The organism is Marinimicrobium sp. C2-29, from assembly GCF_038419845.1.
GTDB lineage: Bacteria > Pseudomonadota > Gammaproteobacteria > Pseudomonadales > Cellvibrionaceae > Marinimicrobium.
In genome coordinates, this window is the sequence record NZ_JBCAQT010000007.1 from 18,314 (window position 1) to 44,772 (window position 26,459).

Genomic DNA, 26,459 nt, shown 5'->3' on the forward strand with positions numbered 1-26,459 from the left:
GGCCGAAAATGGATGTATTGAGAATGATTAATAAAAAGCACCGGGTGAACTTTTTTGTTTACGTTGGGATTTTGGCGGCGGCCGCGTTCTGGCCTGCAACCGTCAGCGCTCAGTACTCTTATTTAACGTCCCGGATGAACCACAGCCCCACTCGCTATGTGCAGGCCACTGTGGGAGTTTTCGACACTTATTCCCGGGGCCGGGAGACGGAGGCTTCCACTCCCATGACGGAATGGGAGCAGTCCTTTGATACTTTCGGTTTTGTGGGCCAGCTGGCGAGTGAGCACGGCGATTTTCAGTACGGATGGGAAATGGGTGCCCAGGTAGGCCACAACAGCAATAGTGGTTACGGCCTGTTCCTTGCCGGCCGCAATTCACAAGTCAGGGTCAGCAGTGAACAATGGCTGGGTGACTTTTCTCTGGGCGGTTTCGTCAGTCTGCGTCCGGTTGACTGGGTGCGGGTCTATGCCTCCACTGGGCCAGCGCTCTACTGGGGCCGAGTCGGCAATCCAGACTACTACTATGACGACGTGAGCGATGGCAATCGCCTGTCGGTTGATCTGAGCGGTGCAGAATGGGATCTGATACTGGCACCTTACGCCCGTTTCGGCCTGGAATTTACGGTCAACCGGAAGATCAATCTGGGGATCAATGTTCGCCGGCTGAAGGGCGAACTGGATTTTGATCGTTGGGGCCGCACCGAACTGAATGAGCCTGCCTATATGTTGACCATTGGGTATCACTATTGATGGACGAGGGGGATCGGGTTCGCTCGATATGGCGCCGCTGGCTGCTTCTGCCTTTGCTGGTAGCGGTGCCACTGTTTTTTATCGGCGGGCCCGACTGGGTTTCCCCGCCTGTGTACCGCACGGCCTGGAGCCAGGGACACATGGTGTTCTTTGCCCTGTTCATTGTGTGGCTCGGACACTGGATTCGCCTGGATACGCCTCGGCGCTGGTTGTTCCTGAGTCTTGCGGTGTTTTTTTCCAGCCTGGTCATCGAAGCAATCCAGTCTCAAGTGGGGCGCGATGCCAGTTGGAACGATGTGATGCGCAACCTCATCGGTACCTGGTTCGGGCTTTTCTGGGGGCTGCGGCCCGACTGGCGCGTCTGGACGGGACGGTTCCTGTCATCACTGTTACTGCTCTGGCAGTTGGCCGGTTTGGGTAGCGAGTTATTGAGTCACTACCACCGGGTGCAACAGTTCCCGGTACTGTCGGACTTTGAGCATCAGCGCGACCTTGCGTCCTGGAGTGGGGGGCTCAAGCGTGTGACCGAGCCGGTGGCTCAGGGCGAATACAGCCTGGCCATCCCGCTGGGCGACCCCAGTGGTGAGCGACGCTATACCGGCGCCAGCCTGAACCACCTGGTCAGTGACTGGCGTGGTTATCAGTGGCTGGCGTTTTCCCTGCACACCGAGCAGCCACTGGTGATGACTCTGCGCATCAATGATCACCGGCATGATCGGCACTCCAATCGCTACGACGACCGCCTCAACAAACGTCTGGAGCTGGCGCCCGGCTGGAATCACTATCGCATTTCACTGGCGGAAGTGCGCGAAGCGCCCGCCGGGCGCGACATGAATCTGGCCGGGATTGGACGTCTGTTACTGTTCGCCACTAATATTTCAGAAAAGCAGACGATTCATCTGGACCATTTGCGCCTGGAGTAAAGCGCCATGACCCAAGACCAAGCCATCATTCTCGCCATCCTGGCCGCCAGCATCGGTCTGTTTCTGTGGGGCCGCTGGCGGCACGATATGGTGGCTCTGGCGGCGCTGCTGGCCTGTGTCGTGGCCGGGCTGATTCCCGGGGATGAGGCCTTTTCCGGTTTTGGTCACGGGGCGGTGATTACCGTGGCCTGTGTGCTGGTACTCAGTCGCGGGCTTCAGCTCACCGGGGCCATTGATGTCATGGCGCAGAAGGTTCTGCCCAAAAGTGGCGGCCTGGCGCTGGGCATTGCCGCCCTGACAGGCCTCGGAGCCGTGCTGTCGGCCTTCATGAACAACGTGGGGGCGCTGGCGCTGTTGATGCCCATCGGCATACAACTGGCCAACAAACAGGGGGTGCCACCGGGGGCGGTGCTGATGCCCCTGGCGTTTGGCACCATTCTGGGGGGTATGACCACGCTGATCGGTACGCCGCCCAACCTGATTGTGTCCGGCTTTCGTGCCGAGGAGATGGGCGAGCCCTTCCGGATGTTCGACTTCTCTCCCGTGGGCGGCCTGGTGGCGCTCGCGGGGGTGGCCTTTATTGCGCTGCTGGGCTGGCGACTGGTGCCCAGGCGCGAGCCGGCGGGGGCCGAGGGCTTTGATACCGGCACCTATATTACCGAAGTGCGCGTGAGCGAAAAGAACAAAGTGGTGGGCAAGCGGCTGGGTGACGTTGAGCAGATGCTCGATGAAGGCGAGGCCCAGATCGTGGGCATGGTGCGAAGTGACATGCGCGTGATGGCGCCGCACGCCAATCGGGTGTTGCGCGAGGGCGACATCCTGGTGCTGGAGTCTGAGCCCGAGGCCTTATCGAGTGTGCTGTCCAGTCTGGGGTTGGCGTTGGAAGAGGCCTTCGAAGAGGAATCTGAGGAAGAGCCTGAAGAGGACCAAGAGGAGGGCCATGAAGAGGATCATGAAGAGGAGCCTGAGGACGAGACTGAGCAAGAGGGCGTAGCGTCGAGCAAGACTCCCGAGGCCCGACAAGACAATATCGACAGAAACCGCGTCGAGTCTGACGACCCGGAGGCGGATGACGAGCTGGAAGGACGCGAAAAAAAGAGCCCGGAAGAGACCGACCTGACCTTGCAGGAGTTGGTGGCCATGCCGGATTCCGACCTGATCGGCCGTACGGTCAGCGATATTCACCTGCGCTCACGCTACGGCATCAACCTGCTGGCCCTGTCGCGCCAGGGGCAGCGTTCCATCAAACGGCTGCGCTCCACCCGGGTACACGCGGGCGATGTGCTGCTGATGCAGGGCACCAACGATGCGTTGGGGGCCTTCGCCCGGGACTTCGGGTGCATTCCCCTGGCCGAACGCGCCATCGGCATGCCCGACAAGGGCAAAGCGGCCACCGCGGTGGGGGTGATGGCGGCCGCGGTCCTGGTGGCGGCTCTGGGCTGGTTGCCCGCCGCAGTGGCCTTCGCCGGTGCCATGCTCGCCTATATGGCGCTGCGTGTCCTGCCGCTGCGTCAGGTATATGAGTCGGTCGACTGGCCGGTGGTGGTGTTACTTGCGGCCATGATGCCGGTGGCGGGCGTGATGGCCAGCACCGGCGCGGCGGATCTGATCGCGGTCTGGTTGTTGGACTGGTTCTCGATGGGCAGTGCGATCATTGCGCTGGTGATCATCATGGTGGTGACCATGGTGCTGTCGAGCTTCATGAACAACGCCGCCACGGCCGCGGTGATGTGCCAGATTGCCATCAGCAGTGCCGACCAACTGGGCGTGAATGCCGATACCTTTCTGATGTCGGTGGCAGTGGGCGCCTCCTGTGCGTTTCTGACACCCATTGCCCACCAGAACAACACCCTGATCCTGGGTCCCGGCGGTTTCCGCTTCGGTGACTACTGGCGACTGGGCCTGCCGATGGAGCTGATCGTGATCGCCCTCGGCACGCCCCTTCTGCTGTGGATATGGCCGCTGTAGTGGACCGCTAGGCCTCGGCTTTGAGGCTCTGCATGTCAATTACAAACCGGTATTTCACATCGCCTTTTTTCATGCGCTCGTAGGCGGTGTTGATGTCCTGCATATTGATCATTTCAACATCGCAGCTGATGTCGTGCTCCGCGCAGAAGTCCAGCACCTCCTGGGTCTCGGGAATCCCGCCGATGATGGAGCCGGCCAGAACCCGGCGCTTCATGATCAGACTGCCGGTGTGCACTGGTGGTTCAATGGTATCAATCTGCCCCACCACGATGTGCTTGCCGTCAAAACGCAGGCAGTTGAGGTAGGGGTTCAGATCGTGCTGTACCGGAATGGTGTCGAGCAGAAAATCGAACTGCTCCGTGGCCGCCTCCATCTGCTTTTCATCCGAGGAAATGATCACATGATCGGCGCCCTGTTGTCTGGCTTCGGCGACTTTGGCCTCGGAGCGGGTGAAAATGGTCACTTCGGCACCCAGGGCCTTGGCGAACTTCACGCCCATATGGCCCAGGCCGCCCATGCCCAGTACGCCGACTTTATCGCCGGCCTTGACGCCGTAGTGCCGCAGGGGAGAGTAGGTGGTGATGCCGGCACACAGCAGTGGCGCCGCGGCGGCCGGATCGAGCTTGTCGGGAATACGCAGGACAAAGCGCTCGCTGACCACCACCTTGTCGGAGTAGCCCCCGTAGGTGATGCTGCCATCGCGGCGATCCTCGCCGTTGTAGGTGCCGGTCATCCCCTCAAAGCAGTATTGCTCCAGGCCGGATTCGCAGGCCGAGCAGTGGCGGCAGGAATCCACCATGCAGCCCACACCGACCCGGTCGCCGGCTTTGTACTGGCTGACCTTGTCGCCCACGGCGGTGACCCGGCCGATGATCTCGTGGCCTGGTACCACCGGATAGACTGAAAAGCCCCAATCGTTCTCGGCAAAGTGGATATCGGTGTGGCAGACCCCGCAGTAGTCGATCTCAATGGCGACGTCATCGGGCCGCAGGTCGCGCCGATCCAGGGTGAAAGGGCTCAGGCCCGAGCTGGCGGATTGGGCGGCATAGGCTTTCGTTGCGGTCATGGATTGGGTCCTGTTTCCTGAGTGGATGGTTGGGCGACGGCCGAGGCTGTGGCATCATGTGAACTGTCGTGGCCTCTTCCGGGGGCGGCGCCCTGTTAATCGTTGACGGTCATTTCATGGTACAGAGGTACAGCGCCAAGGCAAATCACGAGGCCCCGACAGGCGCTACCCTGCTGTCCAGAGCCTTTCACCGGCGAGGCCCGGCGCATGGATCCCAGGCCTCAACATCATTCCTGGATATTCGTCGTCGGTTCAATTTCAGATCAATTGCGATCGGTCGCTGGGTGACAGAACCCGAGAAATTGCGGGCCGCCACCCTGTTTCACGATGCATTGTGTGATTTAATGGCCATATTGAGCGGACCGGAAGCGCTGATTTCCCTGCGGGGTACGCTGGCGCTGCAGTACGGCACCGGGGGCCAGCGTGGCGTCGCCGCCCATTACGAGCCGGCCACCCATACCTTTGCGCTGGCCAAAAACGCGGGCCCGGGCAGTATCGCCCACGAATGGTTTCATGCGTTTGATCACTACATTTGCCGCAAGGCCTTTGCGCTGGAAGGCGCACCCATGCGATTTGGCTCCAAGGCCTGGCTGGATGGTGCGCCCCCGGTCAGTCATCCGCTGAACGAGCTGTTGCGTAATTGTTACCGCACTGTATTGGTCAACGAATCGGGGCAGGCACCCAGTGAGCTGTTCCGGCAGTCTGCGCTTCAGGATGAGCGATTGGGTGTTATTTACTATACTTTACCTGAGGAGCTGTGCGCTCGTGCGTTTGAAGCTTTTGTGCAGGATGCCCCGATAAAAAACGGATTTCTGGTTCAGGGCACCCGCCAATCCGACGAAGCCAGACTTGGCCTCTACCCACAAGGCGATCAGCGTGAACGTATCAACGCGGCCTTTCATCAGTATTTTACTCAGCTTGGACGGGCGCTATCGCAGTCGTCCGGTACCAACTCTTAAAGGAGAATTACAGTGAGCAACAAAGACCTGCAAGCCCTGAAAGATCGCTACGTCGCCGCCGGCGCCGCCAGCCCCAACAATCAGTTTGCCGACCACGCCGAGAACTCGGAAGTGTGGGACGCGGACGGCAAACGCATGATCGATTTTGCCGGTGGTATTGGTGTGTTGAACATCGGTCACCGTCACCCCAAGGTCGTTGCTGCCGTAAAGGCACAGCTGGACAAGCTGATGCACACCTGTCAGACCGTCATGCCCTACGAGGGTTATGTCCAGGTGGCCGAAGCGCTCAGCAAGGTGGCACCGGTACGCGGTCACGCCAAGGTGATGCTCGCCAACTCCGGCGCCGAAGCGGTAGAGAATGCCCTGAAAATCGCCCGCTCGGCGACCGGTCGTAACAATGTCATCTGTTTCGATGGCGGCTACCACGGCCGCACCTTCATGACCATGGCCATGAATGGCAAGGTCAATCCCTATCAGGGCGATTTCGGCCCCATGCCCGGGCTGGTATTCCGCGCTCCCTTCCCCGTGCCCTATCATGGCATGAGTGAAGAGCAGGCGCTGCGCGGTCTGGAAATGACTCTGAAGACTGACTCCAATCCCAAGGACACCGCCGCCATCTTCATCGAACCGGTGTTGGGCGAAGGTGGTTTTTATGCCGCGTCGCCCGAGTTCCTCAAGGCGGTGCGTGAGATCTGTGATGAGCACGGCATTCTGATGATCGTCGATGAAGTGCAGAGCGGTTTCGGTCGCACCGGCAAGATGTTTGCCATTGAGCACAGTGGCGTTGAGCCGGACATGATGACCGTGGCCAAAAGCATGGCCGATGGCATGCCGATCTCAGCGGTCGTGGGCACCGACAAGCACATGGACAGCTCCGGCCCCAATTCCCTGGGCGGCACCTACACCGGCAGCCCGGTCTCCTGCGCGGCGGTTCTGGCCGTGATGGACGTGTTCAAAGAAGAGGACATCCTGGGTATGAGCCAGCGCCTGGGTGAGAAGCTGGCCAAGCGTTTCGCCAAGTGGCAGGATCAGTTCGAGTGCGTGGACAATGGCCGTAACCTGGGCGCCATGGCCGCGTTTGAGCTGGTCACTGACAAGAAGGGCCGCGAGCCTCGTGCCGATCTGGCGGCGCAGGTGATGAAAAAGGCCAAAGAAAAGGGCCTCATCATTCTGACCTGCGGGATGCATGGCAACTCCATCCGCTTCCTGATGCCGGTCACCATCCAGGACGACGTCCTGGAAGAAGGCCTGAACATCGTGGAAGAAGTGCTGGCCGAACTGGCCTAAGCATTTGTTGTGCAGCGGGCGCTTCCCCAGCGTCCGCTGCCAATCACCCCTCCTCAATTGATCCTTACTTCCCCCTTTTTCATTCTCTGATCTCGAATCAATCAATTAAACTGTCGCAAATCCGGGTTACTATCCCTGGACCTATTCCAATCCTGAAGGGAGGTGCTCAATGAATGACACAACGGGCTACTCTGCCATATCGGTCATCAACCACTGGGTGACGGTATTGCTGGTCACCGCCATGCTGGTGTTGGGGCTGATGGCCGCCGGGGCTCCGGATAGCGCCGAAGGCTACATCATGTCCGCCCATGTCGGGCTGGGATTTTTTGCTTTCTGGTTCGTGCTGTGGCGTGTCGGCTACCGGCTCTATCAGGGCTTTCCGCCGACACAGGGGGAGGTGCGCTGGCAACGTGTAGCGGCTGCCTGGGTGCACCGGTTGGTGCTCTGGCTGTTATTGATTCAGGTGATCACGGGGCCACTCTATTTGTTTACGGAGAATGAGGGCGTGAATGTGTTCGGCTGGTTCACGGTGCTCATTCCGCTGGAAAGCCTCGCGTTTCTGCACGGGCCAGCGGAGTTGTTTCATGTGTATACAGGGCTGTATGTGCTCCCGGCGCTTCTGCTGTTTCATATCGTCGGGGCGTTTCACTATTTCTGGCAGCGTCGGCACCTCACTCCAGCCGAGCTCTCCGTGTCGCCGAGTGATCGTTGAGACTCTGAACGGAAAAGCCTTAGAGCCCACACCGGGGCTCTACGAGGTGCGTAGCGCGGTCACCTGCTTACGGGTATCCACCATCAGCCGCGCCAGCGTCGCCCGAAGCCAGAGAAAACTCGGGAACTGAAAATACCCCAGCAGATTCCGACCGGATTGCTTCAGCCCTTTCTGGGCCAGAAGCAATCGCTCTTGCTGCGCCTTTGCTTCGCCCCTGTTGCGCAAACGGATGATTTTTACCGCCTGGGACACAAACCGGCTTTTCTGCTGTTGAGCCCACTCGCTACGAACCACCAGTTCATCGGCTTCGTTGATCAGGTCCAGATGCAGCTTGAGCTTGCCCGTCATTTTGTCCAGCGGCTTCAGGTCGTCGGTCTCCAGATAGCGCTGCACGCTGGCAATGGCGTTGCAGACGTTCCGGGAGTCCCGGTTTCGGTACAGGCTGGCGGTCACCACCATGCCCAGAAAAGCGCCAATCACAAACGCGAACAGTGTTCCCATGGTCAAAATCCCCCGGTGGTCTGATCATCAATACCAATGACCGCCGAGTGTGCATCGGAACCTCTCCAAAAAATGCGCGAAGGTGCACAGCTTTCGCATTTTTCATCCATGAAATTCAGAAAGTGCTGGCTGGTTCATGCCGGGGGTGAGACTCGAAGCACAACTCTAGGGAGAGAGGTGAAGTGCTATCCTTGGGAGATCAGATAAGATTCCAAAATATCAAAAACGACAGGAGCACCACTATGTCCAATTGCATACTGGCCATCGACCAGGGCACGACCAGCAGTCGCGCCATGGTTTTTACGCCGGACGGGCAGCTGGTCAGCAGCGCCCAGCGCGAGTTTGACCAGCACTTCCCCGACGACGGTTGGGTGGAGCACGACGCCGAGCAGATCTGGGAGGTGACCACAGCGGTCTGTCGGGAAGCGTTGACGGGGCTTGGCAAAGACCAGGCTGTGTTGGGCATTGGCATCACCAATCAGCGTGAAACCACAGTGGTCTGGGATCGGCAGACCGGCAAGCCCATTCACCCCGCCATCGTCTGGCAGGACCGGCGCACCGCCGGTCAGTGTCGCGCCCTGGCCGATCAGGGCCTGGAAGATGAAGTGAGGGCGCGTACCGGGTTGCTGCTGGATCCGTACTTTTCCGCCACCAAGGTGGCCTGGATTCTGGAGCGGGTGGATGGTGCCCGGGCCCGGGCCGAGCGGGGGGAGCTGCTGTTCGGCACCATGGACACCTGGCTTATCTGGATTTTTACCGGAGGCCGGGTGCACGCCACCGACGCCACCAATGCCGGGCGCACCCTCCTGTTCAATATTCACGAGCAGCGCTGGGACCCCGAGTTACTGAGGATATTTGCCATCCCAGAGGCCATGTTGCCCCGGGTGCATGACTGCGCTTCCGATTTTGGTCTGGCCACCGAAGGTCTGGATGGGCGGGAGCTGCCCATCGCCGGGGTGGCGGGGGACCAGCATGCCGCCCTTATCGGCCAGGCCTGCTTTCAGCCGGGCATGGTCAAAAGTACCTACGGAACGGGCTGCTTTGCCCTGATGAATATCGGGGAGACGCCCCGGCTGTCCCAGCACCGGTTGCTGACTACCGTAGCCTATCGCCTCAATGGCAAAACAACCTATGCGCTGGAAGGCGCGATCTTTGTGGCGGGCGCCGCGGTCCAGTGGTTACGCGACAAGCTCGGCGTCATTGAAAAAGCAGAGGAAACCGAAGCTTTGGCCCGCAGTCTGGACTCCAATAAGGGCGTGTACCTGGTGCCGGCCTTCACCGGGCTGGGGGCGCCCCACTGGGACCCGGAAGCTCGGGGCGTGCTCTGTGGCCTCACCCGCGATAGCGGTCGGGCCGAACTGGCGCGGGCCGCTCTGGAGGCGGTGTGCTATCAGACCCGGGATCTCTTTCAGGCCATGAGCGACGATGCCGGAGCCCGCCCCGATACCCTGCGGGTGGACGGGGGGATGGTCGCCAACAACTGGTTGCTCCAGATGCTGGCGGATATCGTGGAGGTGCCGGTGGAGCGCCCGACCATTATCGAGACCACCGCCCTGGGCGCGGCCCGCCTGGCGGGCCTGCAGCTGGGGCTGTTCCGGAGTCTGGATGAGGTGGCCCAGACCTGGCAGCTGGAGCGGCGCTGTGAGACCCAGATGAGCCGCGAGGAGCGTACCCCCATGCTGGCAGGGTGGCAGCGGGCGGTAGCGCGGACCTGTTACAATGACAATAAAAACATGACCCTGAAAGGTTGAAATTCTATGGTTATAACGAAGTGGATGGCCTCCCGGGGCACACGCTGTGCCGCCTTCGCCATGCTTACCACCGCGATTGCTGCCGCCCTCCTGGCCTCCACGCCGGTGGCTGCGGCGTCCTCCAGGCTGAACCTGGACGGGTTTGGCACCCTGGGCATTGTGCATTCCGATGAAGACCAGGCGGACTTCGTATCCAGCTTGCTGGCTCCCGAGGGCGTAGGTCACAGCGGTGACTGGAGCGCCAAAGTGGATACCAAGCTGGGGCTTCAGCTGTCCGCCGATCTGGCGCCCCGAACCTCGGGGGTGCTCCAGTTTGTGATGGAGCAGCAACACGACGGCACCTATAACCCGGCCGTTGAGTGGGCCAATATCAGTTTTGACATCACCCGGAATCTGCAGCTGCGCGTCGGACGCATGGTGCTGCCAACGTACATGACCTCGGAGTACCGCAAGGTGGGTTACGCCACCCCCTCAAGCCGTCCGCCCCCCGAGGTGTATCACCTGGTGCCGGTGACCAACACGGATGGTCTGAGTCTGAGCTATCGTGCCCGCTTCGGTCAGGCCACCAATACGCTGCAGGTCCTGTATGGCAGTAAAGATGCGAACGTCCCGGAAGATCAGATTGAGGTTACCGTCGATGCCGAGAACGGCATCACCCTGGCCAACACTCTGGAGTGGGGGGCGACCACACTGTTTGCCAGCTATACCAACATCCGCTTGACGGTGGATGCCTTCGATGGCCTGTTTGAAGGCTACCGGGCGTTTGGTCCCCCGGGTGAGGCCATCGCCGATCGGTACCATATCGACGATGAACGCTTTGAAGTCATGAGTATTGGTACTCGCTATGATCCGGGTGACTGGTTTGTGATGGCCGAATGGGCGCGCAACCGGAGCCGGACTCTGGTGGGCGACAATCGCGGCTGGTACATCACCGGTGGCTACCGGTTGGGTGCCCTGACCCCCTACCTTACCCTGGCCGACCGGGAAGTTTTCAGCGAGACCTCTCACCCGGGAATTGATGCGCCCCAGGCGCAACCGCTCAACGCCCTGTTGAACGAAGCGTTGAATGACGCCGCGCGACAGGGCCGTGTCGCCGCCGGTATTCGCTGGGATTTTGCTCGCAGTGTGGCGCTCAAGGTGCAGTTCGATCACATCGATCTGGGAGCGGACTCCGAAGGGGTTCTGGCGAATGACCAGCCGGGCTTTGAACGGGGTGGCACGATGACCCTGTTCAGCACCACACTCGACTTCGTATTTTAAGGTGATCGCCATGCTAAAACGACTGACAGGGGTGGCTTGTGGGCTGTTGTTGAGCCTGCTGACCAGCATCGCTGCGGCCGAGGTGGTCGTGGTGGTGTCGGCCGATAACGCCCTGGACTCGTTGAGCCGTGCTCAACTGTCCGACCTCTATCTGGGCCGGTCGGTCAGCCTGCCCAATGGTGAAAGCCTGACACCGATCGACCAGTCCGACCGCTCCCCCGCTCATGAACAGTTTTATCAAGAGTACCTGGGCCGCTCGCCCGCCCAGATCAAATCGCATTGGTCGCGCCTGATCTTTACCGGTCGGGGGCAGCCACCGCGGAGTGTTTCCGACAGTCAGGCGGTGGCCGACGTTGTGTCAGATGATCGCACGGCCATTGGCTACATCGACTCCAACCAGGTGCCGGTGGACAACACATTACGGGTTCTGGACATTGAGTAGCAACGAGACGCCAACAACCGGGCCACACACGCAAGAGGGTGCAAAAGCCAAAGGCCGCTGGCACCACCTGATGGACCCCTCGGTTCTGTTTGCTATCGTCACACTGGTGGTGCTGGCCATTCTGTGGAGCGTAACGTTCAATCTCATCGCACGGGAACGCGCGGCGGCGGATCGGGCGGCGGCGGCTTTGACGGTCGATGTCGCCAACACCTATGAAGCCCAGGTAGTGAGAGCCCTGCGTGAGATCGATCAAACATTGAAGCTTGTGCGCTACGACCTGCGCCGCCAATCACCCGAGGAGAGTTTGCAGGATCTGGCGGACCGGGGCTTGCTGCCCCCGGCGCTGTTGTTCACCGTGGTAGTGGCCGACGACAACGGCGACACGCTGGCCGCCAACCAGGACATCACCGCCGAGGAACGGATCTCCCCTGATACGCGGCGCCGGGCACTGCAAAGCGCTTCGATGGTGGTAGGCAAGCCTCAGCAACATCCCGACGGGGACGAGACATTGTATTTTGCTCGCCGGTTTGAGCGTGAAAACAACCGTCACGGGCTGGTGATGCTGATGGTCGATGCCAGTTATTTTGTCAGTGGCTATGACCCTTCTGCCCTGGGGGAGCAGGGTGTGCTGGGGATCGTGGGCACCGACGGGGTCTTTCGGGCCCGCCGCAGCGGTGACACTGTGTCGGTGGGCGAGCAGATCGACTACGACTCCTGGGTGATGGATGACCTGGAGGGGGAAGCCGAGGTTCAGCTCAACCGGTGGGATAACACCCGCCGATACACGATTGCCAGAGAAATGTACCAGTACCCCCTGGCCATTGTCGTCGGGCTTTCAGAGCGGGAGCAAATGGCGGGTGCAGTCGAGGCCCGGCGGGTCTATCTGTGGCGATCGGCGGGCGCCAGTGTACTGTTGATCGCCATCCTGGGGCTGTTGGGGTGGCTGAGCTGGCGACTGCAGAAAGAGCGCTCCCGGGTGCTGGAAGAGCGGATCGAGCATGCCCGGCGCGTGGAGTATCTGGCATTTCACGATAGCCTGACGGAGCTGCCCAATCGCGCGTTTTTCAGCCGATTGCTGACTCAGGAAATGCTTCAGGCTCGCCGTTATCACAGAAGCTTTGCGCTGCTGTTTCTCGATCTGGACCGGTTCAAAACCATCAATGACTCTCTGGGCCATGAGGCGGGCGATGACTTGCTCAAGGAAATTGCGGCCCGGCTGAATCGCTCGGTTCGTGACAGCGATATTGTGGCCCGCCTGGGCGGCGATGAATTTGTGGTGCTCTTGCCGGAAATCCGTGTCTCCAGTGAGGTTGCACCAGTGGCTGAAAAAATTCTCTCGGCCGCCGCCAGGCCCTTCACGCTGGTGGGGCAGGAGTTCCGGGTGACCGTGAGCATTGGGGTCACGCTGTTCCCGAAGGATGGCGATGACGAGCAGACCCTGATGAAAAATGCCGACGTGGCGATGTATCACGCCAAGGAGCAGGGCAAAAACAACTTCCAGTTTTATTCCGATGAGTTGAATACCAACTCTCTTGAGCGGCTGTCGCTGGAGTCCAGCCTGCGCAACGCGCTCGAACACGACCAGTTCCGGCTTTACTACCAGGCCAAACGCGACATGGCCACGGGACAGGTGACCGGGATGGAGGCGCTGCTGCGTTGGGAGCACCCTGAGCTGGGCATTATCTTTCCGATGCAGTTCATTCCGCTGGCCGAAGAAAACGGACTGATCATTCCCATTGGTCGCTGGGTATTCAGAACCGCGTGTCAGCAGAACGTGGCCTGGCAGAAGGAAGGCTTTCCCGCCCTGAGCATGGCGATCAACCTGTCCGCCCGGCAGTTCATCGACGAGCACCTGCTGGACGATATTACCCTGGCGCTTGAGGAAACGGGGATGGACCCGCGGTTGCTGGAGGTTGAAATCACCGAGAGCATGGTCATGCACGACATGCAGCAGACCATCAAGATTCTCGAAAGCCTCAAACAGATGGGCGTTCGGGTGGCCATCGATGATTTCGGCACTGGCTATTCGTCGCTGTCGCACCTGAAACAGTTCCCGGTGGATACCATCAAGATCGACGGCTCCTTCATTCACGATCTGGTTCGTTCGACCGAAAATCAGGGGCTGACCAAGGCGATCATCGCGGTGGGTCGAAGTCTTGGGCTCAGGGTGGTGGCCGAAGGCGTCGAAACGGTCGGCCAGTATGACTGTCTGCGCGGTTATGCCTGCGATGAATTTCAGGGCTTTTACGGCAATGAACCCTTGCCGGCGGAGCAGTTTGCACAAATGGTGCGCCAGCAGGAGAAGTAACCCGCCCCCAACGTCAGTCGTATCGCGCCCGCTCCCAGGCCTGCAGCATCTGCTTTTTCCCGGCGCCCCAGCGGTAGCCACCCAGGGCGCCACTTTGCTGGATTACGCGGTGACAGGGGATCAGCAGGGCCACCGGGTTCGCGCCAATGGCATTGCCGACGGCTCTGGAAGCGGTGGGTCGCCCTGTTGCGGCGGCTACCTGGACGTAACTGGCCAGTGCGCCCGCAGGAATGTGCAGCAGGGCGCGCCATACCGCGATCTGAAAGTTGGTTCCCTTCACATACACCGAGAGCGGGCCCGGCCGATCCTCCGGGGCTGAATGGAACAGCGAATCGAGTACCGCTTGAGTGCTGCTGTCGTTCCTGCTCAGCGCGCTTGCCGGCCAGTCTTTTTCCAGTTCGGCCGCCATCTCATCGAGGCTGGACTCATCGACAAACCCCAGGCGGCAGATGCCGCGCTGCGTCAGTGCGACAAAGACCGGGCCGAAGGGTGTCGGGTGCAGCCCATAGTCAATGTTGAGCCCCTCGCCTCGGCTTCGGTACTCGCCAGGGGTGACCGCCTCCAGTTGCACAAAGTGCTCATGCAACCGCGAGCTGCCGCTCAGGCCCAATTCGTGTGAGATCTCGATCATCCCAATCGGCTCGGCCAACAGGCGCTTGCCGCGCTCGAGGGTCAATGCCTGAAGAAAGCGTTTGGGGGTGGTTCCTGCCCACCGGCTGAACAGCCGTTGAAAGTGATAGGGGCTCAGGTGCACCTGAGCGGCCACCTCCTCCAGCGTCGGCTGGTCGGTGGCGTGTTCGACCAGGTACGCCATGGCTTGTGCGACACGGTCATAGTCAGACATGAGGGGCCTCAGGCGCGGCAGTTGGATCTGTAGGTTAGATCACGGCGGGGTCGGCGTCGACCCGAATCTTGCGGTGTTTATCTCGCGTGGGTCTGGGTTATACAGAAACCACAGCACACCTCACTTCAAGTGGAGTGGAAAAGCTCTAAAAGTTGAGATTGAGGCATTGGCCTGTAGAATAAATAGCCCTGCACAAGTCTGATTCCCAGTGATCTTAGGGTATCGAGCTCGGCCTGGGTTTCAACACCCTCGGCCAGTAGTTGGGTATTGCGGTCTTCGGCGAAACCCACCAGTGCCTTTACCACCGCCTGAATCGTGGGGTTATGGTTTATGTTGCGTACCAGGGACATGTCTAACTTGATCGTGTCGGGATTCAGCTCCACGATATGTCGGAATCCCGCATAGCCATCCCCAAAATCGTCAATGGCCAACCGAAGCCCCTGGTTGCGAAACCCTGAAAGACTGGAAGTCAATGAGTCGTAATCCACAATGACGTCATGCTCCGTGATCTCCAGTACGGTTTGTTCCAGGCTCTGTTGTTTGAGAAAGGTCTGAAAGGTCGGCTCAATAAAAGTCGTCCCGGAAAGATTACAGCCCACATAGATATTCTTGGGCAGGTGTTCCCCAATGGCCATCCCCTTGGCAAAAGCGCTTTTCTCCAGCTCTGTGCCGATCCCGAGTTTTACCGCTTCATCGAACCACTCGTTGGGTGGCCGGTAGGGGTCAGTCTGAAATCGGGCTAGTGCTTCAACCGCGACAATATTACCCGTTATGCTATTCACAATGGGTTGCCAGGCCATCTGTAGTCCGTCGGAATTTAGCACATTGCGGATGTAGTCACGGCGGTCTGAGATGTCATCAAGAACACGCTGCTCCTTTTGCAGTGTGGCGCCGATCAAATCGGCGATTACGGACATGAAGCCGATATCGCGTTCGTCCATCGCTTCCCTGTAATGAGAGGAGTAACAGCACAGGGTACCAAAAACATCGCCGTTTCCCGATGGAATAGGGACGCTCATATGGGTTCTGACTCCCAGTGCCCTGATGGCGGGCAGGTCCATCAGAGTTGGGTGCGTTTGGGCATCGTGAACCAGCTTGGGGGCCTGGTTACTGACAACCCTGATACAGGCCGACTCATCAAGCGGGTCACTGTCCCCCGGTACCGGTGCCGCTTGCAGGCCTTCGCTACTGACATGGAGAAACTCCCGGAACCCATTCTTGAACCTTGAAATGAAGCCAACGTCCATTTCGAGATTGAAGCGGACAGCCTCAAGAAGACTCGGCAATAGCTGATTGATCGTCGTGCCAGGATCGATATTCGCGGAGGTGGCGGTCTGGTCGGCTGAGGAGGCCTGTTGGCCATTGTGATTGTGAAAGTCTATCAACGCCCTGCACTCCTCTACGATACCAATTGCTCATATAATGGCAAGGCTAGTCGGTACTGTTGGAACTTTCCACTTGATAAACACAAGTTTACAGAAGTTTCCGTCCCTCGCGTCTGGCGCATGAGTTGGTTTGAAGGAAAAAGCGATGAATGATTGTGTCGCCCTTACGGCGGCTTTCCTTGAATGTATTGTTGCACCATGTTGGTGCCTCCCGCAAGAAAGGAGGCACTCGACTCATGGTCCTCCATCGTTGTGGTAATCCTATTGTTCCACCAACCGGTACATTTCCGAGGCGGCAAGCAGGAAGGCGCCCACACCAAAATTGGCCGTGGAGTCGGCATCAACCACCTGATCGGGTATGGCTCGCTCGCCAATAGGCTGAATATAGCCGACCATGCCACTGTCTTTCAGTGCGGTTTCAGACAGGTATTCCCAGGACTTCAGGGCGACGGGCAGATAGGTATCGCGGTCGAGTTCGCCGTTGTTGATGCCCCACAGATAACCGTAGGTAAAAAAGGCCGTGCCGCTGGTTTCATAACCCGGCGCGTGCTCCGGGTCGAGCAGGCTGCGCGTCCAGTAACCGCCGGGCTGTTGTGCCTGGGCCAGGGTGTCGGCCATTTTCCGGTAAATGCCAAGGTATTCGTCCCGGTGCTTATGGTTTTCGGGCAAATCCTCCAGCACTTTGGCCAGACCTGCAAAAACCCAGCCGTCGCCCCGTGCCCAGAAATCCTTGCGGCCGTTCAGGCTTTTATGCTCGGGGTAAACGTACTTGGCATCGCGAAAGAACAGGCCGGTTTCCTCGTCGTACATGATGCTCTTGGCGTAGGTGAAGTACTCATGCAGCTTCTCGAGATAAAGCTCGTCGCCGGTCACCTGATAGAGCTTGGTCATCACCGGCATCACCATGTAGAGGCCATCAGCCCACCACCAGTAGTCCGAGGCATCGGTGGCCATCTGGTACTCCATCACTTCCAGCGCGCGTTCAATTTTTTCGCGGTCACCGGTGATTTCGTAAAGGTCGATATAGGTCTGGAAGCAGATTTGCCAGTCCCCGAAGAGCACGAACTCGTCGGTCTCGCCGTAGCTGTATTTCCACTCGGAGGGTTGATCGGACTTGGCGCCCATCCAGTCGTTGCGCTCACCCCAGCGCAGCGAGTAATCAAGATAATCCTGATCACCGGTTACAAAATAGGCTTCCATGTTGCCGGTGTGGTAGGCCGCGTGCTCCCAAAAAGCCCAGCCGGGTTCCGGGTTCTCTTCCTGCCAATAGTCGTTGGCCCGGGTCAGCTTTTCCAGGACCGCATCGGGATCGGGCAATGGCTGGTCGGGCTGAGAGTCGGGAGTCGTGCAGCCGCTGAGCGTGAACAGGGCAGGGAGTGCGATCAACAGAGTGCGCAGGGAGAGTGTATTCATGCTATTTCCATTCCGGTAGAAGCTGATTTTTTTATGGTAGGATAGGCTTTCAACAATAAGTCATATAAATGGTGATGTAAAGATGACGGGGCTACATGGTGTTTCTGGGCCTGAGCATGGCCGACGAGGGAAGGTGTTGAGAGAGCCTGTCTGCACGGTATCGTTCCAGTGCCTGGCCGGATCGGCGCCTGAGTAGAGGTGGTCGGGTTTCTTCCGTTGTTCTTCCTAAGACTTCAGTAAATGATGCAACAGGTCCTGCAGAAGATAACGTCGGTCGGTTTCCGAGAGTCTGGCCTGTATGTAGAAATACAGGTTCTTGTTTTCTGGTGCTTCCTTCAAGAGCTCCCATATTTTATCGATATAGAGGGTGTCGATGGCTTTTGAGGCGGGAATAGCCTTTTTGGAAGAGGATACTGCCAGCAGTTGAGAGAGCTTGTCCTTAAAATCGTCAAATTCCCGATCGATCTGAGTGGCCTGCTCGCGTAAAGCCTGCTCGGCCTTTCGTAGCAGATGCATAACCATTACCCGGCGGGTTTTGCGACTGCTTCTTTGTCCGGTCACCACCTCTGGCTCGGTGTAACCCTCGTCCGTTGCCGCCACCAGGCCACGTAGTGTTGATATCTCCGAGGTGATGGGTAAACGCGAGCTCTGAAGCTTTTCTTCAGTTTCCCGCATCCAGCGCAGCGTGTTTCCGACAAAGTGACTGTCGTGGCTCAGGTACTGATCCACAATAGCGGGCAACCCCATCAGCTGTTCGACTATCTGTTCACGGACGACGGCTAGCATGGAAACTACTCAGGTTGAAGCTGGCTGCGTATTGATCCGTCACTGTTCTGACCAGTGGCCCATTCTAAGCCTTCTTCCCGGAGGGTGATTCTCAGTCGAACCGCCGATTCGGAGGTGGCCTTTTCCTTGACAGCGCTGGTAATGGCTGACGCTTTGAAGCTTTGGGGCCTGGATGGGCTTTTAAGGGAGATTGCGGATACTTTGTGTCGTATGGCTTTAATGATGTTTTCTTTGTTTTCGCTGGGAAGAGAACGGTCGAGGCTCGATTTCTTCAGGGAGCGTCGGAGTGAGTCGTCGACGGCTCTGACGATTTCTTCCCGGCTTACCTTTCCGCCCAGTGACTTGTGCCGGCTATTGATTTGTTCCAAAAGCCGCTTGGTTTCCTGGGTAAACGTTTTGGTGAACACGTCATCGCCGTCGTCCACTCCCTCTTCGCTCATTGATTTCCTTAGCTGGTCGCCAATGGCCTTTTGGATCGTTGCCGGGTTATTGAGCTTTGCTTCGCTTTCCATTTCATGTTCATCGAGTGTGATGGGCATGTCGATGGTCAACTCTGGAACGCGAACCCGTGGCAGACTCATTCCCTCCAATAATGGGTGATCTTTGTAGTATTCGGCGACTGCTGCAGTCTCTTCATCCGCCATGCGGCGGGCGTGAACCAGGCTCACCATCAACGTTCCAAGCACGTTGCTAAGTTCTGACATAGTATGGTCCTTTTTCGGTGATCAGACGGGCCCTGGTGGAGGCCCGCCTATACTCGGTTACTTATTATTGGCTGTTTGAAGGAACTTCCTGGATGGAGTTTTCGAGTATGCCGAGAAGTCGTTCCGTTCCCGCTGGTAACTCGTCCTGAACGGCCCTGACATGCACCGCCATACTGTAGGTTCGCTCGATCTTGGAACTGGCAGAAGTTGATTTTTTGTAAGAGTAGCTCGCACTGAGTTTGGCTGAAATCGGACCCCAGCCTCCTTTGGCGGAAAGCTTGGTGTTGAGGTCATGGGAAGAGCTGGTTGTCGACTCCTGGACGGAATTGATTTTTGCGTTGAAATCAATTGTGGTCTCCTCCACCCGAATGAAGGGTATGGGGAGCATGGTAAGAATGGGTACCGTTAAGTCGTACTTGGTCGGTGTTACGGTTGTGTTTCCGTCGTCATCAGTTGATTCAAGCGCCTTCATGTAACTGAAGGTGATCATTGTCGGTTCATTGCTGTCCTGTTCAAAGCCGACTGCCTTGATGAAATCAACGGAGGTTTGTGCCGACTGTGCCTGAGCCCTAACCACTGCATCGAGTGGACCGCCGATCATGGATTTGAAGTCAATGCTTGAAAGTTCGTCGCCAAGTGCCATAAGAAAACTCCTGTAAATACCGGGGAAGGTATGCCCGCTCATTCAGATTGGGCGCTTATCACTTTGGAGTTTATAGGCTGGTTTTTGGCGGATCAAGCTGGCTATATAATCTCTGGCGTTGCAATAAACAAAACCAGAAAATTTTTCAAAAATTTGAGAGCTAATGCTCAACAGACTCGCTGTCAGCTGCTTCACGTTCTGCCGTCAGTCCCCGTTTTTGACAGTTGAATCAACAGGGACTGACAGACGGGTGGGTTGTGGTTGTCAATGAGCCTTGATTGAATAATCGATCACAAAAACATCTTCAAGGATGTCGAGCTCTTCCATCAGCTCAACGAACTTCTTGTGCTTCGGGTGAGGAAGGTACTCATCTCTGGCGTTGGCGTCTTCAAAGGTCACCATATAGACGTGCGTAAATCCTTTGTTCAACCCCTCGGGGCTATTATTGACGCCATCTTCAAAGGCGACAATACCCGGAACTTCATCCTCCAGGCTACGGAAAGCTTCCGTCACCTGCTCGATCTGATTGTCTGTTGCGCTGTCTTCGTATTGGAATACGACAATATGTCGCACGTGTTCTTCGCTCGCTTGGGTCGTGGCCACAGCGGCAAACAGGGACAAAAGAGTGAAAGTGAGTAATACAGCGTTCTTTATCATGGGGTTAACCTTTATAAGACTCAACGTTTAAAGCGGGACCTGGTTAGGTTTTCGTTCCTTTATAATACAAAGCCATGATGGCATCCTGCCCCCTGTCGCGCAAGACCACCCATCAGCAGCTGATCAAAAGGTCAACGCCAACCGTGAAAAAAGGGCGCCGGCTGTTCTGGGTAAAATGGGTCGGCTACACTAAGAGAAACCGACTACCACGCATCGAGACACCCATGAGCAAATTGTTGCACTGGCTAGCCGTACTGGGGTCGGGCTATCTGGCGTTGTTGATCCTGACCTGGTTGTTGCAGGGCTGTATGATCCACTTTCCGAGCCGGGCCCTGGAGGCTACCCCGGCCGACGCTGGCCTGGGATACGAGGAGCTGACCCTGACCACCGCCGACGGCGAACGCTTGCATGCCTGGTTCTTGCCGGCACACGAAGCGCGGGGCGTGCTGCTGTTTTTCCACGGCAACGCCGGCAATATCTCCCACCGGTTTTCTCCGCTCCCGGGAGCGCTATGTCCAGGGCCTTGAGGCGTTTTTGCAGAGGCTTGAACAGTAACCGCCGGGCTGAGCTGTTTACACTGCCCGATCAAGTAGCCCGGCCACCACTCCATTGCATCAGGTTCAGAAACTCGCGGCGGGTTTTGGGGCCATTGGTGCGGTAATGGGGGTCCGGGTGTTCGCGGTACTGGGCGCGGGCCAGCGAGATTCTGTCTTTGCCCACTAACTGGCGGATAAGCGATTCGTCAATTTCGTAGGGAACCAGCGCATTCAGGCCAAAGATTTTACGTTTGATCTCGGGCGTCAGCGCCTGATAGCCGTGTTTTTCTCTCACCGCTTCAGCGATCTGGAAGGTGCGGAACGCCTGAATCTGATCCTGGGGCGAGCCGTACCAGATGGAGTCGGTGCCCCAGAGCACATTGTCCTCCCCCAGGTACTTGATCAGCTTTCCCAGGGTGTGTGCGGCGGAGTCCGGGTCGCGCATCAGAAAGCGCCAGGTCGAGCCCAGTTCCGCGTAGACGTTGGAGTGTCGGCCCAGGTCGTTTTCGACCACGGTCTTGACCAGCGAATCCACGCCCTCGTTCCGCTCCGGGTCGTAGGGGCCTTCGGATTGCCCGGGCACGAACCCCGAGTGATAGACCAGAAACTTCAGGTCGGGATAGCGCTTGGCGACCCGACCAATGTCATCGCACAGCGAGTGTTCATAGGATTCTTTGCCAAAGGGAATGCCCTTGTGAATCACGATGATCTTCACGCCCAGTTTGCGTGCCTTCTCCAGAAAGGGAATGCCGGTGTCCTCGTCGTCTAGCCAATAGCCCTGGCCGTCCGGCCCCCACTGGGTATAGGTCTTCCAGGCCACCACGCCGAACTCCTCCTTCAGACGGTCCATGTCCTCCAGGTCACCGTCCTGGTTCGGGTTGACCCGCCCGTGCAGATACAGGCGGTGGCGGTTGTCTTTCATCTGATTGACAATCGAGCGGGCGGCGGCCGCCTCCTCAATGGTGAGCGGCTCCTCGTCCCGCTTCGAGGGCACGAAAGAGAGCACCATCAGGTCGGTGTCCGAATCCATGAACACATCCTGGATGAACGCATCCGGACCCAGGCACTTCAGGTAGGAGCGATCCCCCTTGCCGCTGGCCAGAGCACAACCGGCTTGCTCCATGCCGGACAGGGGCCGGGCATCCTCCGGAATATGGTCCAGCCAGGCCCCGGTAGGGTTCACGAAATGGCCCTGCACATCGAAGATGAACTCATCCCCCTCCAGCGCCTCGGTCGCGGCATCCTTATCAAGCCCCGCCTCCGAGGCGAGGGAATAAAAGCCGGCACCGCGTCCAGCGGCGGCCTGGGCCGCGTTGAACGCCAGCAGCGTGGTCGCCGCGCCACAGGCGGAGACCAGCAGCTGCCGCCGACTGACCCCCAGCCGGTGCGCGTTGGTGGAAGCGGCCTCATGGGCCATGCGATTGGCCAGCTTGCTCGTCCGGTCCAGCGGAATGGGCGAAAACTCCCCGTTGCTGGTGCTGTCCAGTTTGATGGGCAGGCGGGCGCCCTCGGGATCGTGAACAAATTTCATGGTTGGCCTCCTTGGGTGGCATAACAACATCGAACAGGATCATCGGGTATCAGTGTCCTTCGGACCTATTCGGGACGAGGCACCGCTAAAACTTCCAGGTAGCGGATAGCCTGAAGCCGGCGTTTCCGACCGGCGTCAGGCTGACCTGTGCCGGCACCGGCACCCCCTCCCAATAGTTTCCCGGAAACATGGCTCCACCAACGGCTCCGATAAATGCCAGGCCCCCACCGACGAACAGGGCCGAGCCGAGCAGGATCTCGGCGTCGTTCATCCCGGACGACTCCCGGCACCGCTCCACGTCCGCGCTGCAGGTCACCGCACCGGCGACCGCGCCAACGACAAAACCGCCCTTGGCCCAATGCCAGGCCCCCTGACCGCGCGTGCGACGGCGCTGTACATCCAGCCGGCTGACAGAGTGAAGCGGCACCGTCATTGTCCGGGCCCGGCTTTCAGCGATCAGGAAAAGTGTATCGTCCTGGACACGCTCCACCTGCCCCACCACGCTTTGGGCATCCAGCCGATGGACGCGCACGCGTTCGCCCGGTTCGAGCGCCGGGGGCGTCTGCGCCCAGCCAACCCCGGAGAGCAACAGGGCCGGGGCCAGAAACAACGACGAATACAGCAAGGCAGCCGCTGATTTCATGAATCAACTCCGCAGCAGCGCAAATCGGCTGCTCAATGTTTTCTGTACTTACGCTTGTGTAGCCTTCTGGACGACCGCGGTATCCGTATGCTGTTGAAGCTTCACCACTTTTCCTTTTCCGTCGACTGGCACCCAGCCGGTGCGCGTTGGCGGAAGCGGCCTCGATGCGGGTAAGGATGGTAATAACAAGGTATAGACCGCCCGGGAGGGCTTTTCAAGAGTGGCGGCAACCATCCTGACCTATTGTCCGGAATTAGTTGACCACTACAGGCCAAAAATAGCGGAGACGTCTCGACGTCGCGAAATGGAGCGGTCGGACGTCAGTTTTCGGAGTTCTAGTGCAGGTGTGAATCACTGTTGATTAACATTCGGTAGTGCGCCCGAACCTGGGCGCAATAAAAACACCAGTACTCATGCTGAATCGCCGACCTTGACTGGTTCTCTGGTCTACTCCTCAGGGCCTCGGCTTCCATATCCAGCTCCTCCTGCAACTGGTCCAGCTCTTGTAGAACCCGGGTTCGAGGTATGCCCAAGTCGAAGGTTAACCGCATAAACTCCCCGAGAGGGAAGTTTGGGGTCATTTCATGAATGCAGATGCGTACTCTAAATGTGTTTTTAAGCGACATTTGTCTGACTCCTTGTTATGATCGTCCTTTAATATCCTGAAATGGGATAGATCAAAAGATATACTAGTTTGGGATATTTCTCAAGCGGTAGAAATATCCAAATGACCAATCGATCCTGGGACCACAACAGACAAGTACTGAGAGAGCTGTTAAGACAGTTGAGAAAGGAGAGGGCGGGGCTGACGCAAGTTGAGCTGAGCCAAGCACTGGGTCGGCCGCAAAGCTATGTCTCCAAGTACGAGACCGGCGAGCGGCGGCTCGACTATGTTGAGGTGGTGGAAATATGCCAGGCCATAGGCGTCGCTGTAGATGACTTTAACGAGGCCTACCAAGCGCGAGCTGACGTAAATAGCTAAAACCCCCGAAGTTGCAGTCGTCGCTGGCTAGTTCCTGATAAGCCCGTTTTTCTCCAAAGTGCTCATTAATTCGAAAGGATCTTCTCCTACCCGGTCTTCCAAAGTCTCTCGCAGAGATTCTGGCAGGCTTTGATAATGAACAGCGTACTCTACCTGCTTCTTCGTCGGGTATAGTAATCCGGCATTGATCGCTTCAATATCAGGCGGAAGTTGATCAGGTTGTGGGTTGAGTGATTTCAGCGTTCCCAGACTAAAGGCCAATCGCTCCCTGGCAGCGCGCTCGCACTCAAACAGATTGTCGAAGTAGAGGTGGCTGATTCCCACCATCAACTTCTCCTTATTCGCATCATCGCTTTCAACCGGAATGTCTTCCAGGTCAACCGTTCCGCGGGAACTGGCTTTCGCATTGCAGTTGTCAATCGACGCATCCAGATCAACCAGGTCAGCGGTTACCTTATCGGCAAGGTGTGCCAAAAGACGTGACTCTTCATCGTGAGACGTCGATGCCGTCTGAGCGCAAGAGCTGGTCGCTATTAATGCGCCGATAAAGAAAATGGTTTTAGGGAATTTGGCAGCCATTTTTAAGCCCCCTCCAGAATTCGACGTGATTGTGATCATATTTTCCCGGCATTTGATAATGGACAAGCATCATATCGATTTCCTGCCTGATAGCCCGTTTCGTAAGCGTAGGAATAGCATTAATGGCTTCGGTGTAGAGCCGCCAATCCGTTTGAGTGATATTGTAGCCTGACACTGGCGCCTTGCTCTTGGTAAATATGCTGTTAAAGACGCCTGCGGTCAACGTTGCGCCAAGCATTCTACCAAACTGCGTTTTCTCCCGAATACGTTCGATGGCTTCGTTGCTTTCCACGTCCAGGTTTAGGCCAATAATTGGAGGGCATTGAGACATAGCAAACTCCTTCTCGATGGGTTGGGGTCCGTTTTTCTCAAATTTATCTGGACCTTTCAATTTGGTCAAAGATAAAGTAGTGGTGACTGGAATTCAGCGGCCACTTTACAGTCTTTGGATGGCGTCGGCTGTGACCTGTTTAACAGTCTGAACCTAGCCGACGGTAATCTGTGAGTCGGCAGGACTCAACGAGGAAGCCGAGCTTGTTGCAAAAGCATTCGACAGTGCGCTCGCATTTGCTCACAGTAAAGGTGGCGCTTTAGAGCTACGAAGTTATTACCGTACTTGCTAGACCGCCTTAGCTTCACATTACCACCCGATTTCTACCATCACGCTTACCCACATATAGCATGTTATCCGCTCGCGCAATAAGTGCATCCAGATCATCTTCGGCGTTGGCGACCGCTATACCAATGGTGACGCTCAGGCGCAGTCCGCTCATTTCACCGCCGAGTGTCAGTGCGGCAACATTTTCCTTTAGTCGCTCTGCCACGGCTTGCGCATCGCCTGGATCGGTGTTCGGTAACCCCACCACAAACTCCTCACCGCCGAAGCGACCGATTATGTCGGTGGGGCGCAGCGATTGCTGACACACCTCCGCGATTCTGGTCAACACTTGATCGCCGTGGGTGTGCCCCCAGGTATCATTCACGTGCTTGAAATGATCGACATCGATCATGAACAGGCAGAAGGGCGTTTCTTCCCACTGGGAGCGATGCAGTTGCGCCTCGACCTGTTGCATAAAATGCCCCCGGCTATTGACGCCTGTCAGCGCGTCATGCTCAGCGACCATGCGCAGTTGCTTTTCCAGTGACTTTCGGTGTGCGATTTCGGCTTGTAGTTGTCCGTTCTGGTCGCGCTCCTCATTAAGTAGCGAAAATTGCTTGCGCTGAAGAAACTCTATACGCAACAAAGCGCTGTAGCCGACGATATTCGCCATAACCAACAGCAGACCGATACGGAGCGTAACCGCTGGTGATATCCCCACAAAAATCACTGCAGCCCATAAAAATCCAATACTTAAACAAACGCTTGCGACTGCCGCCACCGTGAGCAAGTTGGGAATCAGAAGGTAAAACGCCATTATTGCGACCACTGCGGCGGTTACCTGGGTCGAGAAACTCTCCGGACGCAAGGGTACAATCAAAATAATACCCAGCGCGAATATCCACAGTGGGAACGCATGCAGCCATACGGCTCGGGAGTACCCGCCGCTACGCCCAAGGATAAATGCCAGCGCGAGGCACGAGCTGACCACAACGATGCGCATGGTTAACAGTAAATAATACTCTCGGGTTAACCCCAGCAGGTTGTAGTCGCTAATGCCGAACATGGCAAAGATTGCGGATGCTACAACCAGCGCAAGACGAGATTCAAACCGGACTCTTTCCTCGATAGAATCGCGGTACTTCGATTCGCTGCTGGCGTCGCAAAACTGCCCCGTCAGCCAGTGTATGTCCTTGTGCTTATAGTGTTGTGACAACGGTCTGATTTCCCAG

26 protein-coding genes are annotated in these 26,459 nt (G+C 57.7%); 12 read left to right on the forward strand and 14 right to left on the reverse strand.

All coding sequences use genetic code 11. From position 1 onward, the window contains the following. Positions 1-23: 23 nt before the first annotated feature. Genes AAE484_RS08315 through AAE484_RS08325 form a run of 3 tightly spaced genes read left to right on the forward strand, consistent with a single transcriptional unit; the run spans position 24 to position 3,640 of the window. Positions 24-749: a hypothetical protein gene (locus tag AAE484_RS08315; protein ID WP_341937906.1), complete on the forward strand. Its 726-nt coding sequence runs from the start codon at positions 24-26 to the stop codon at positions 747-749. Further along, positions 749-1,672 carry a hypothetical protein gene (locus tag AAE484_RS08320; RefSeq protein WP_341937907.1) on the forward strand — a complete coding sequence of 308 codons (924 nt, stop codon included), beginning with the start codon at positions 749-751 and terminating at the stop codon, positions 1,670-1,672. Before AAE484_RS08315 ends, AAE484_RS08320 begins: the two co-directional genes overlap by 1 nt. 6 nt (positions 1,673-1,678) lie before the next feature. Further along, positions 1,679-3,640: an SLC13 family permease gene (locus AAE484_RS08325; RefSeq protein WP_341937908.1), complete on the forward strand. Its 1,962-nt coding sequence runs from the start codon at positions 1,679-1,681 to the stop codon at positions 3,638-3,640. Positions 3,641-3,647: 7 nt separating this feature from the next. Here AAE484_RS08325 and AAE484_RS08330 read toward each other — a convergent pair whose 3' ends face one another. Further along, the gene (locus AAE484_RS08330) at positions 3,648-4,706 is read right to left on the reverse strand and encodes an NAD(P)-dependent alcohol dehydrogenase (RefSeq protein ID WP_341937909.1); all 1,059 of its coding nucleotides are present in this window, start codon (positions 4,704-4,706) and stop codon (positions 3,648-3,650) included. Between the two features lie 116 nt (positions 4,707-4,822). On the opposite strand from AAE484_RS08330, the gene AAE484_RS08335 reads away from it, so the two are divergent. From AAE484_RS08335 to AAE484_RS08345, 3 genes are all read left to right on the forward strand, one after another. Continuing rightward, positions 4,823-5,665, forward strand: a complete 843-nt coding sequence (locus AAE484_RS08335) for a CLCA_X family protein (RefSeq protein WP_341937910.1) — start codon at positions 4,823-4,825, stop codon at positions 5,663-5,665. Between the two features lie 12 nt (positions 5,666-5,677). Further along, complete coding sequence (gene gabT, locus AAE484_RS08340) at positions 5,678-6,952, forward strand: 4-aminobutyrate--2-oxoglutarate transaminase (RefSeq protein ID WP_341937911.1); 1,275 nt, start codon at positions 5,678-5,680, stop codon at positions 6,950-6,952. 169 nt (positions 6,953-7,121) lie between these two features. Continuing rightward, positions 7,122-7,664: a cytochrome b gene (locus AAE484_RS08345; RefSeq protein ID WP_341937912.1), complete on the forward strand. Its 543-nt coding sequence runs from the start codon at positions 7,122-7,124 to the stop codon at positions 7,662-7,664. 39 nt (positions 7,665-7,703) lie between these two features. Here the strand turns inward: AAE484_RS08345 and AAE484_RS08350 are convergent, their stop codons facing one another. Beyond that, the gene (locus AAE484_RS08350) at positions 7,704-8,165 is read right to left on the reverse strand and encodes a hypothetical protein (protein ID WP_341937913.1); all 462 of its coding nucleotides are present in this window, start codon (positions 8,163-8,165) and stop codon (positions 7,704-7,706) included. A 242-nt stretch (positions 8,166-8,407) separates the two neighbouring features. Here AAE484_RS08350 and glpK point away from each other — a divergent pair, with 242 nt between their 5' ends. The 4 genes from glpK to AAE484_RS08370 are packed head-to-tail and all read left to right on the forward strand — an operon-like array spanning position 8,408 to position 13,926. Next, complete coding sequence (glpK, locus tag AAE484_RS08355) at positions 8,408-9,916, forward strand: glycerol kinase GlpK (protein ID WP_341937914.1); 1,509 nt, start codon at positions 8,408-8,410, stop codon at positions 9,914-9,916. Between the two features lie 6 nt (positions 9,917-9,922). Beyond that, positions 9,923-11,176, forward strand: a complete 1,254-nt coding sequence (locus tag AAE484_RS08360; RefSeq protein ID WP_341937915.1) for a porin — start codon at positions 9,923-9,925, stop codon at positions 11,174-11,176. A gap of 10 nt (positions 11,177-11,186) precedes the next feature. Then, complete coding sequence (locus tag AAE484_RS08365; RefSeq protein ID WP_341937916.1) at positions 11,187-11,618, forward strand: hypothetical protein; 432 nt, start codon at positions 11,187-11,189, stop codon at positions 11,616-11,618. Next, positions 11,611-13,926, forward strand: coding sequence for a putative bifunctional diguanylate cyclase/phosphodiesterase (locus tag AAE484_RS08370; RefSeq protein WP_341937917.1), 2,316 nt, complete (start codon positions 11,611-11,613; stop codon positions 13,924-13,926). Before AAE484_RS08365 ends, AAE484_RS08370 begins: the two co-directional genes overlap by 8 nt. Positions 13,927-13,939: 13 nt before the next feature. Here AAE484_RS08370 and AAE484_RS08375 read toward each other — a convergent pair whose 3' ends face one another. The 7 genes from AAE484_RS08375 to AAE484_RS08405 all read right to left on the reverse strand — a co-directional run bounded on the left by AAE484_RS08375 (position 13,940) and on the right by AAE484_RS08405 (position 20,358). Beyond that, positions 13,940-14,770 (reverse strand): bifunctional transcriptional activator/DNA repair enzyme AdaA, encoded by an 831-nt coding sequence (locus tag AAE484_RS08375; RefSeq protein ID WP_341937918.1) that lies wholly within the window; start codon positions 14,768-14,770, stop codon positions 13,940-13,942. A 125-nt stretch (positions 14,771-14,895) separates the two neighbouring features. Next, the gene (locus AAE484_RS08380; RefSeq protein ID WP_341937919.1) at positions 14,896-16,155 is read right to left on the reverse strand and encodes a sensor domain-containing phosphodiesterase; all 1,260 of its coding nucleotides are present in this window, start codon (positions 16,153-16,155) and stop codon (positions 14,896-14,898) included. A 261-nt stretch (positions 16,156-16,416) separates the two neighbouring features. Beyond that, positions 16,417-17,568 (reverse strand): glycoside hydrolase family 88/105 protein, encoded by a 1,152-nt coding sequence (locus tag AAE484_RS08385; protein WP_341937920.1) that lies wholly within the window; start codon positions 17,566-17,568, stop codon positions 16,417-16,419. A gap of 225 nt (positions 17,569-17,793) precedes the next feature. Further along, positions 17,794-18,354 carry a hypothetical protein gene (locus tag AAE484_RS08390; protein ID WP_341937921.1) on the reverse strand — a complete coding sequence of 187 codons (561 nt, stop codon included), beginning with the start codon at positions 18,352-18,354 and terminating at the stop codon, positions 17,794-17,796. A gap of 5 nt (positions 18,355-18,359) precedes the next feature. After that, positions 18,360-19,058: a hypothetical protein gene (locus AAE484_RS08395; protein WP_341937922.1), complete on the reverse strand. Its 699-nt coding sequence runs from the start codon at positions 19,056-19,058 to the stop codon at positions 18,360-18,362. A 64-nt stretch (positions 19,059-19,122) separates the two neighbouring features. Then, positions 19,123-19,701, reverse strand: a complete 579-nt coding sequence (locus AAE484_RS08400) for a DUF2589 domain-containing protein (protein WP_341937923.1) — start codon at positions 19,699-19,701, stop codon at positions 19,123-19,125. A gap of 264 nt (positions 19,702-19,965) precedes the next feature. After that, complete coding sequence (locus AAE484_RS08405) at positions 19,966-20,358, reverse strand: Dabb family protein (RefSeq protein WP_341937924.1); 393 nt, start codon at positions 20,356-20,358, stop codon at positions 19,966-19,968. A 224-nt stretch (positions 20,359-20,582) separates the two neighbouring features. Here AAE484_RS08405 and AAE484_RS08410 point away from each other — a divergent pair, with 224 nt between their 5' ends. Beyond that, a complete protein-coding gene (locus tag AAE484_RS08410; RefSeq protein ID WP_341937925.1) occupies positions 20,583-20,885 on the forward strand; it encodes a hypothetical protein in 303 nt (100 codons plus the stop codon). A gap of 58 nt (positions 20,886-20,943) precedes the next feature. Here AAE484_RS08410 and AAE484_RS08415 read toward each other — a convergent pair whose 3' ends face one another. Beyond that, a complete protein-coding gene (locus AAE484_RS08415) occupies positions 20,944-22,425 on the reverse strand; it encodes an amidohydrolase family protein (RefSeq protein WP_341937926.1) in 1,482 nt (493 codons plus the stop codon). Between the two features lie 85 nt (positions 22,426-22,510). Beyond that, positions 22,511-23,068: a hypothetical protein gene (locus tag AAE484_RS08420; protein WP_341937928.1), complete on the reverse strand. Its 558-nt coding sequence runs from the start codon at positions 23,066-23,068 to the stop codon at positions 22,511-22,513. 727 nt (positions 23,069-23,795) lie between these two features. Here AAE484_RS08420 and AAE484_RS08425 point away from each other — a divergent pair. Further along, positions 23,796-24,050 carry a helix-turn-helix domain-containing protein gene (locus AAE484_RS08425; protein WP_341937929.1) on the forward strand — a complete coding sequence of 85 codons (255 nt, stop codon included), beginning with the start codon at positions 23,796-23,798 and terminating at the stop codon, positions 24,048-24,050. A 27-nt stretch (positions 24,051-24,077) separates the two neighbouring features. Here AAE484_RS08425 and AAE484_RS08430 read toward each other — a convergent pair whose 3' ends face one another. From AAE484_RS08430 to AAE484_RS08440, 3 genes are all read right to left on the reverse strand, one after another. Continuing rightward, positions 24,078-24,629 carry a hypothetical protein gene (locus AAE484_RS08430; protein ID WP_341937930.1) on the reverse strand — a complete coding sequence of 184 codons (552 nt, stop codon included), beginning with the start codon at positions 24,627-24,629 and terminating at the stop codon, positions 24,078-24,080. Continuing rightward, complete coding sequence (locus AAE484_RS08435; protein WP_341937931.1) at positions 24,610-24,960, reverse strand: hypothetical protein; 351 nt, start codon at positions 24,958-24,960, stop codon at positions 24,610-24,612. Before AAE484_RS08435 ends, AAE484_RS08430 begins: the two co-directional genes overlap by 20 nt. Positions 24,961-25,264: 304 nt before the next feature. Further along, a complete protein-coding gene (locus AAE484_RS08440) occupies positions 25,265-26,443 on the reverse strand; it encodes a GGDEF domain-containing protein (protein WP_341937932.1) in 1,179 nt (392 codons plus the stop codon). Positions 26,444-26,459: the final 16 nt, after the last annotated feature.

Coding starts and splice junctions, on each gene's coding strand:
- AAE484_RS08435 (WP_341937931.1), bottom strand. CDS start 24,960: ATGTCTCAATGCCCTCCAATTATTGGCCTAAACCTGGACGTGGAAAGC.
- AAE484_RS08430 (WP_341937930.1), bottom strand. CDS start 24,629: ATGGCTGCCAAATTCCCTAAAACCATTTTCTTTATCGGCGCATTAATA.
- AAE484_RS08415 (WP_341937926.1), bottom strand. CDS start 22,425: ATGAAATTTGTTCACGATCCCGAGGGCGCCCGCCTGCCCATCAAACTG.
- AAE484_RS08425 (WP_341937929.1), top strand. CDS start 23,796: ATGACCAATCGATCCTGGGACCACAACAGACAAGTACTGAGAGAGCTG.
- AAE484_RS08390 (WP_341937921.1), bottom strand. CDS start 18,354: ATGCTAGCCGTCGTCCGTGAACAGATAGTCGAACAGCTGATGGGGTTG.
- AAE484_RS08420 (WP_341937928.1), bottom strand. CDS start 23,068: ATGAAATCAGCGGCTGCCTTGCTGTATTCGTCGTTGTTTCTGGCCCCG.
- glpK (WP_341937914.1), top strand. CDS start 8,408: ATGTCCAATTGCATACTGGCCATCGACCAGGGCACGACCAGCAGTCGC.
- AAE484_RS08410 (WP_341937925.1), top strand. CDS start 20,583: ATGAGCAAATTGTTGCACTGGCTAGCCGTACTGGGGTCGGGCTATCTG.
- AAE484_RS08365 (WP_341937916.1), top strand. CDS start 11,187: ATGCTAAAACGACTGACAGGGGTGGCTTGTGGGCTGTTGTTGAGCCTG.
- AAE484_RS08360 (WP_341937915.1), top strand. CDS start 9,923: ATGGTTATAACGAAGTGGATGGCCTCCCGGGGCACACGCTGTGCCGCC.
- AAE484_RS08395 (WP_341937922.1), bottom strand. CDS start 19,058: ATGTCAGAACTTAGCAACGTGCTTGGAACGTTGATGGTGAGCCTGGTT.
- AAE484_RS08315 (WP_341937906.1), top strand. CDS start 24: ATGATTAATAAAAAGCACCGGGTGAACTTTTTTGTTTACGTTGGGATT.
- AAE484_RS08405 (WP_341937924.1), bottom strand. CDS start 20,358: ATGATAAAGAACGCTGTATTACTCACTTTCACTCTTTTGTCCCTGTTT.
- AAE484_RS08385 (WP_341937920.1), bottom strand. CDS start 17,568: ATGAATACACTCTCCCTGCGCACTCTGTTGATCGCACTCCCTGCCCTG.
- AAE484_RS08400 (WP_341937923.1), bottom strand. CDS start 19,701: ATGGCACTTGGCGACGAACTTTCAAGCATTGACTTCAAATCCATGATC.
- AAE484_RS08375 (WP_341937918.1), bottom strand. CDS start 14,770: ATGTCTGACTATGACCGTGTCGCACAAGCCATGGCGTACCTGGTCGAA.
- AAE484_RS08335 (WP_341937910.1), top strand. CDS start 4,823: ATGGTACAGAGGTACAGCGCCAAGGCAAATCACGAGGCCCCGACAGGC.
- AAE484_RS08320 (WP_341937907.1), top strand. CDS start 749: ATGGACGAGGGGGATCGGGTTCGCTCGATATGGCGCCGCTGGCTGCTT.
- AAE484_RS08325 (WP_341937908.1), top strand. CDS start 1,679: ATGACCCAAGACCAAGCCATCATTCTCGCCATCCTGGCCGCCAGCATC.
- AAE484_RS08330 (WP_341937909.1), bottom strand. CDS start 4,706: ATGACCGCAACGAAAGCCTATGCCGCCCAATCCGCCAGCTCGGGCCTG.
- AAE484_RS08350 (WP_341937913.1), bottom strand. CDS start 8,165: ATGGGAACACTGTTCGCGTTTGTGATTGGCGCTTTTCTGGGCATGGTG.
- AAE484_RS08345 (WP_341937912.1), top strand. CDS start 7,122: ATGAATGACACAACGGGCTACTCTGCCATATCGGTCATCAACCACTGG.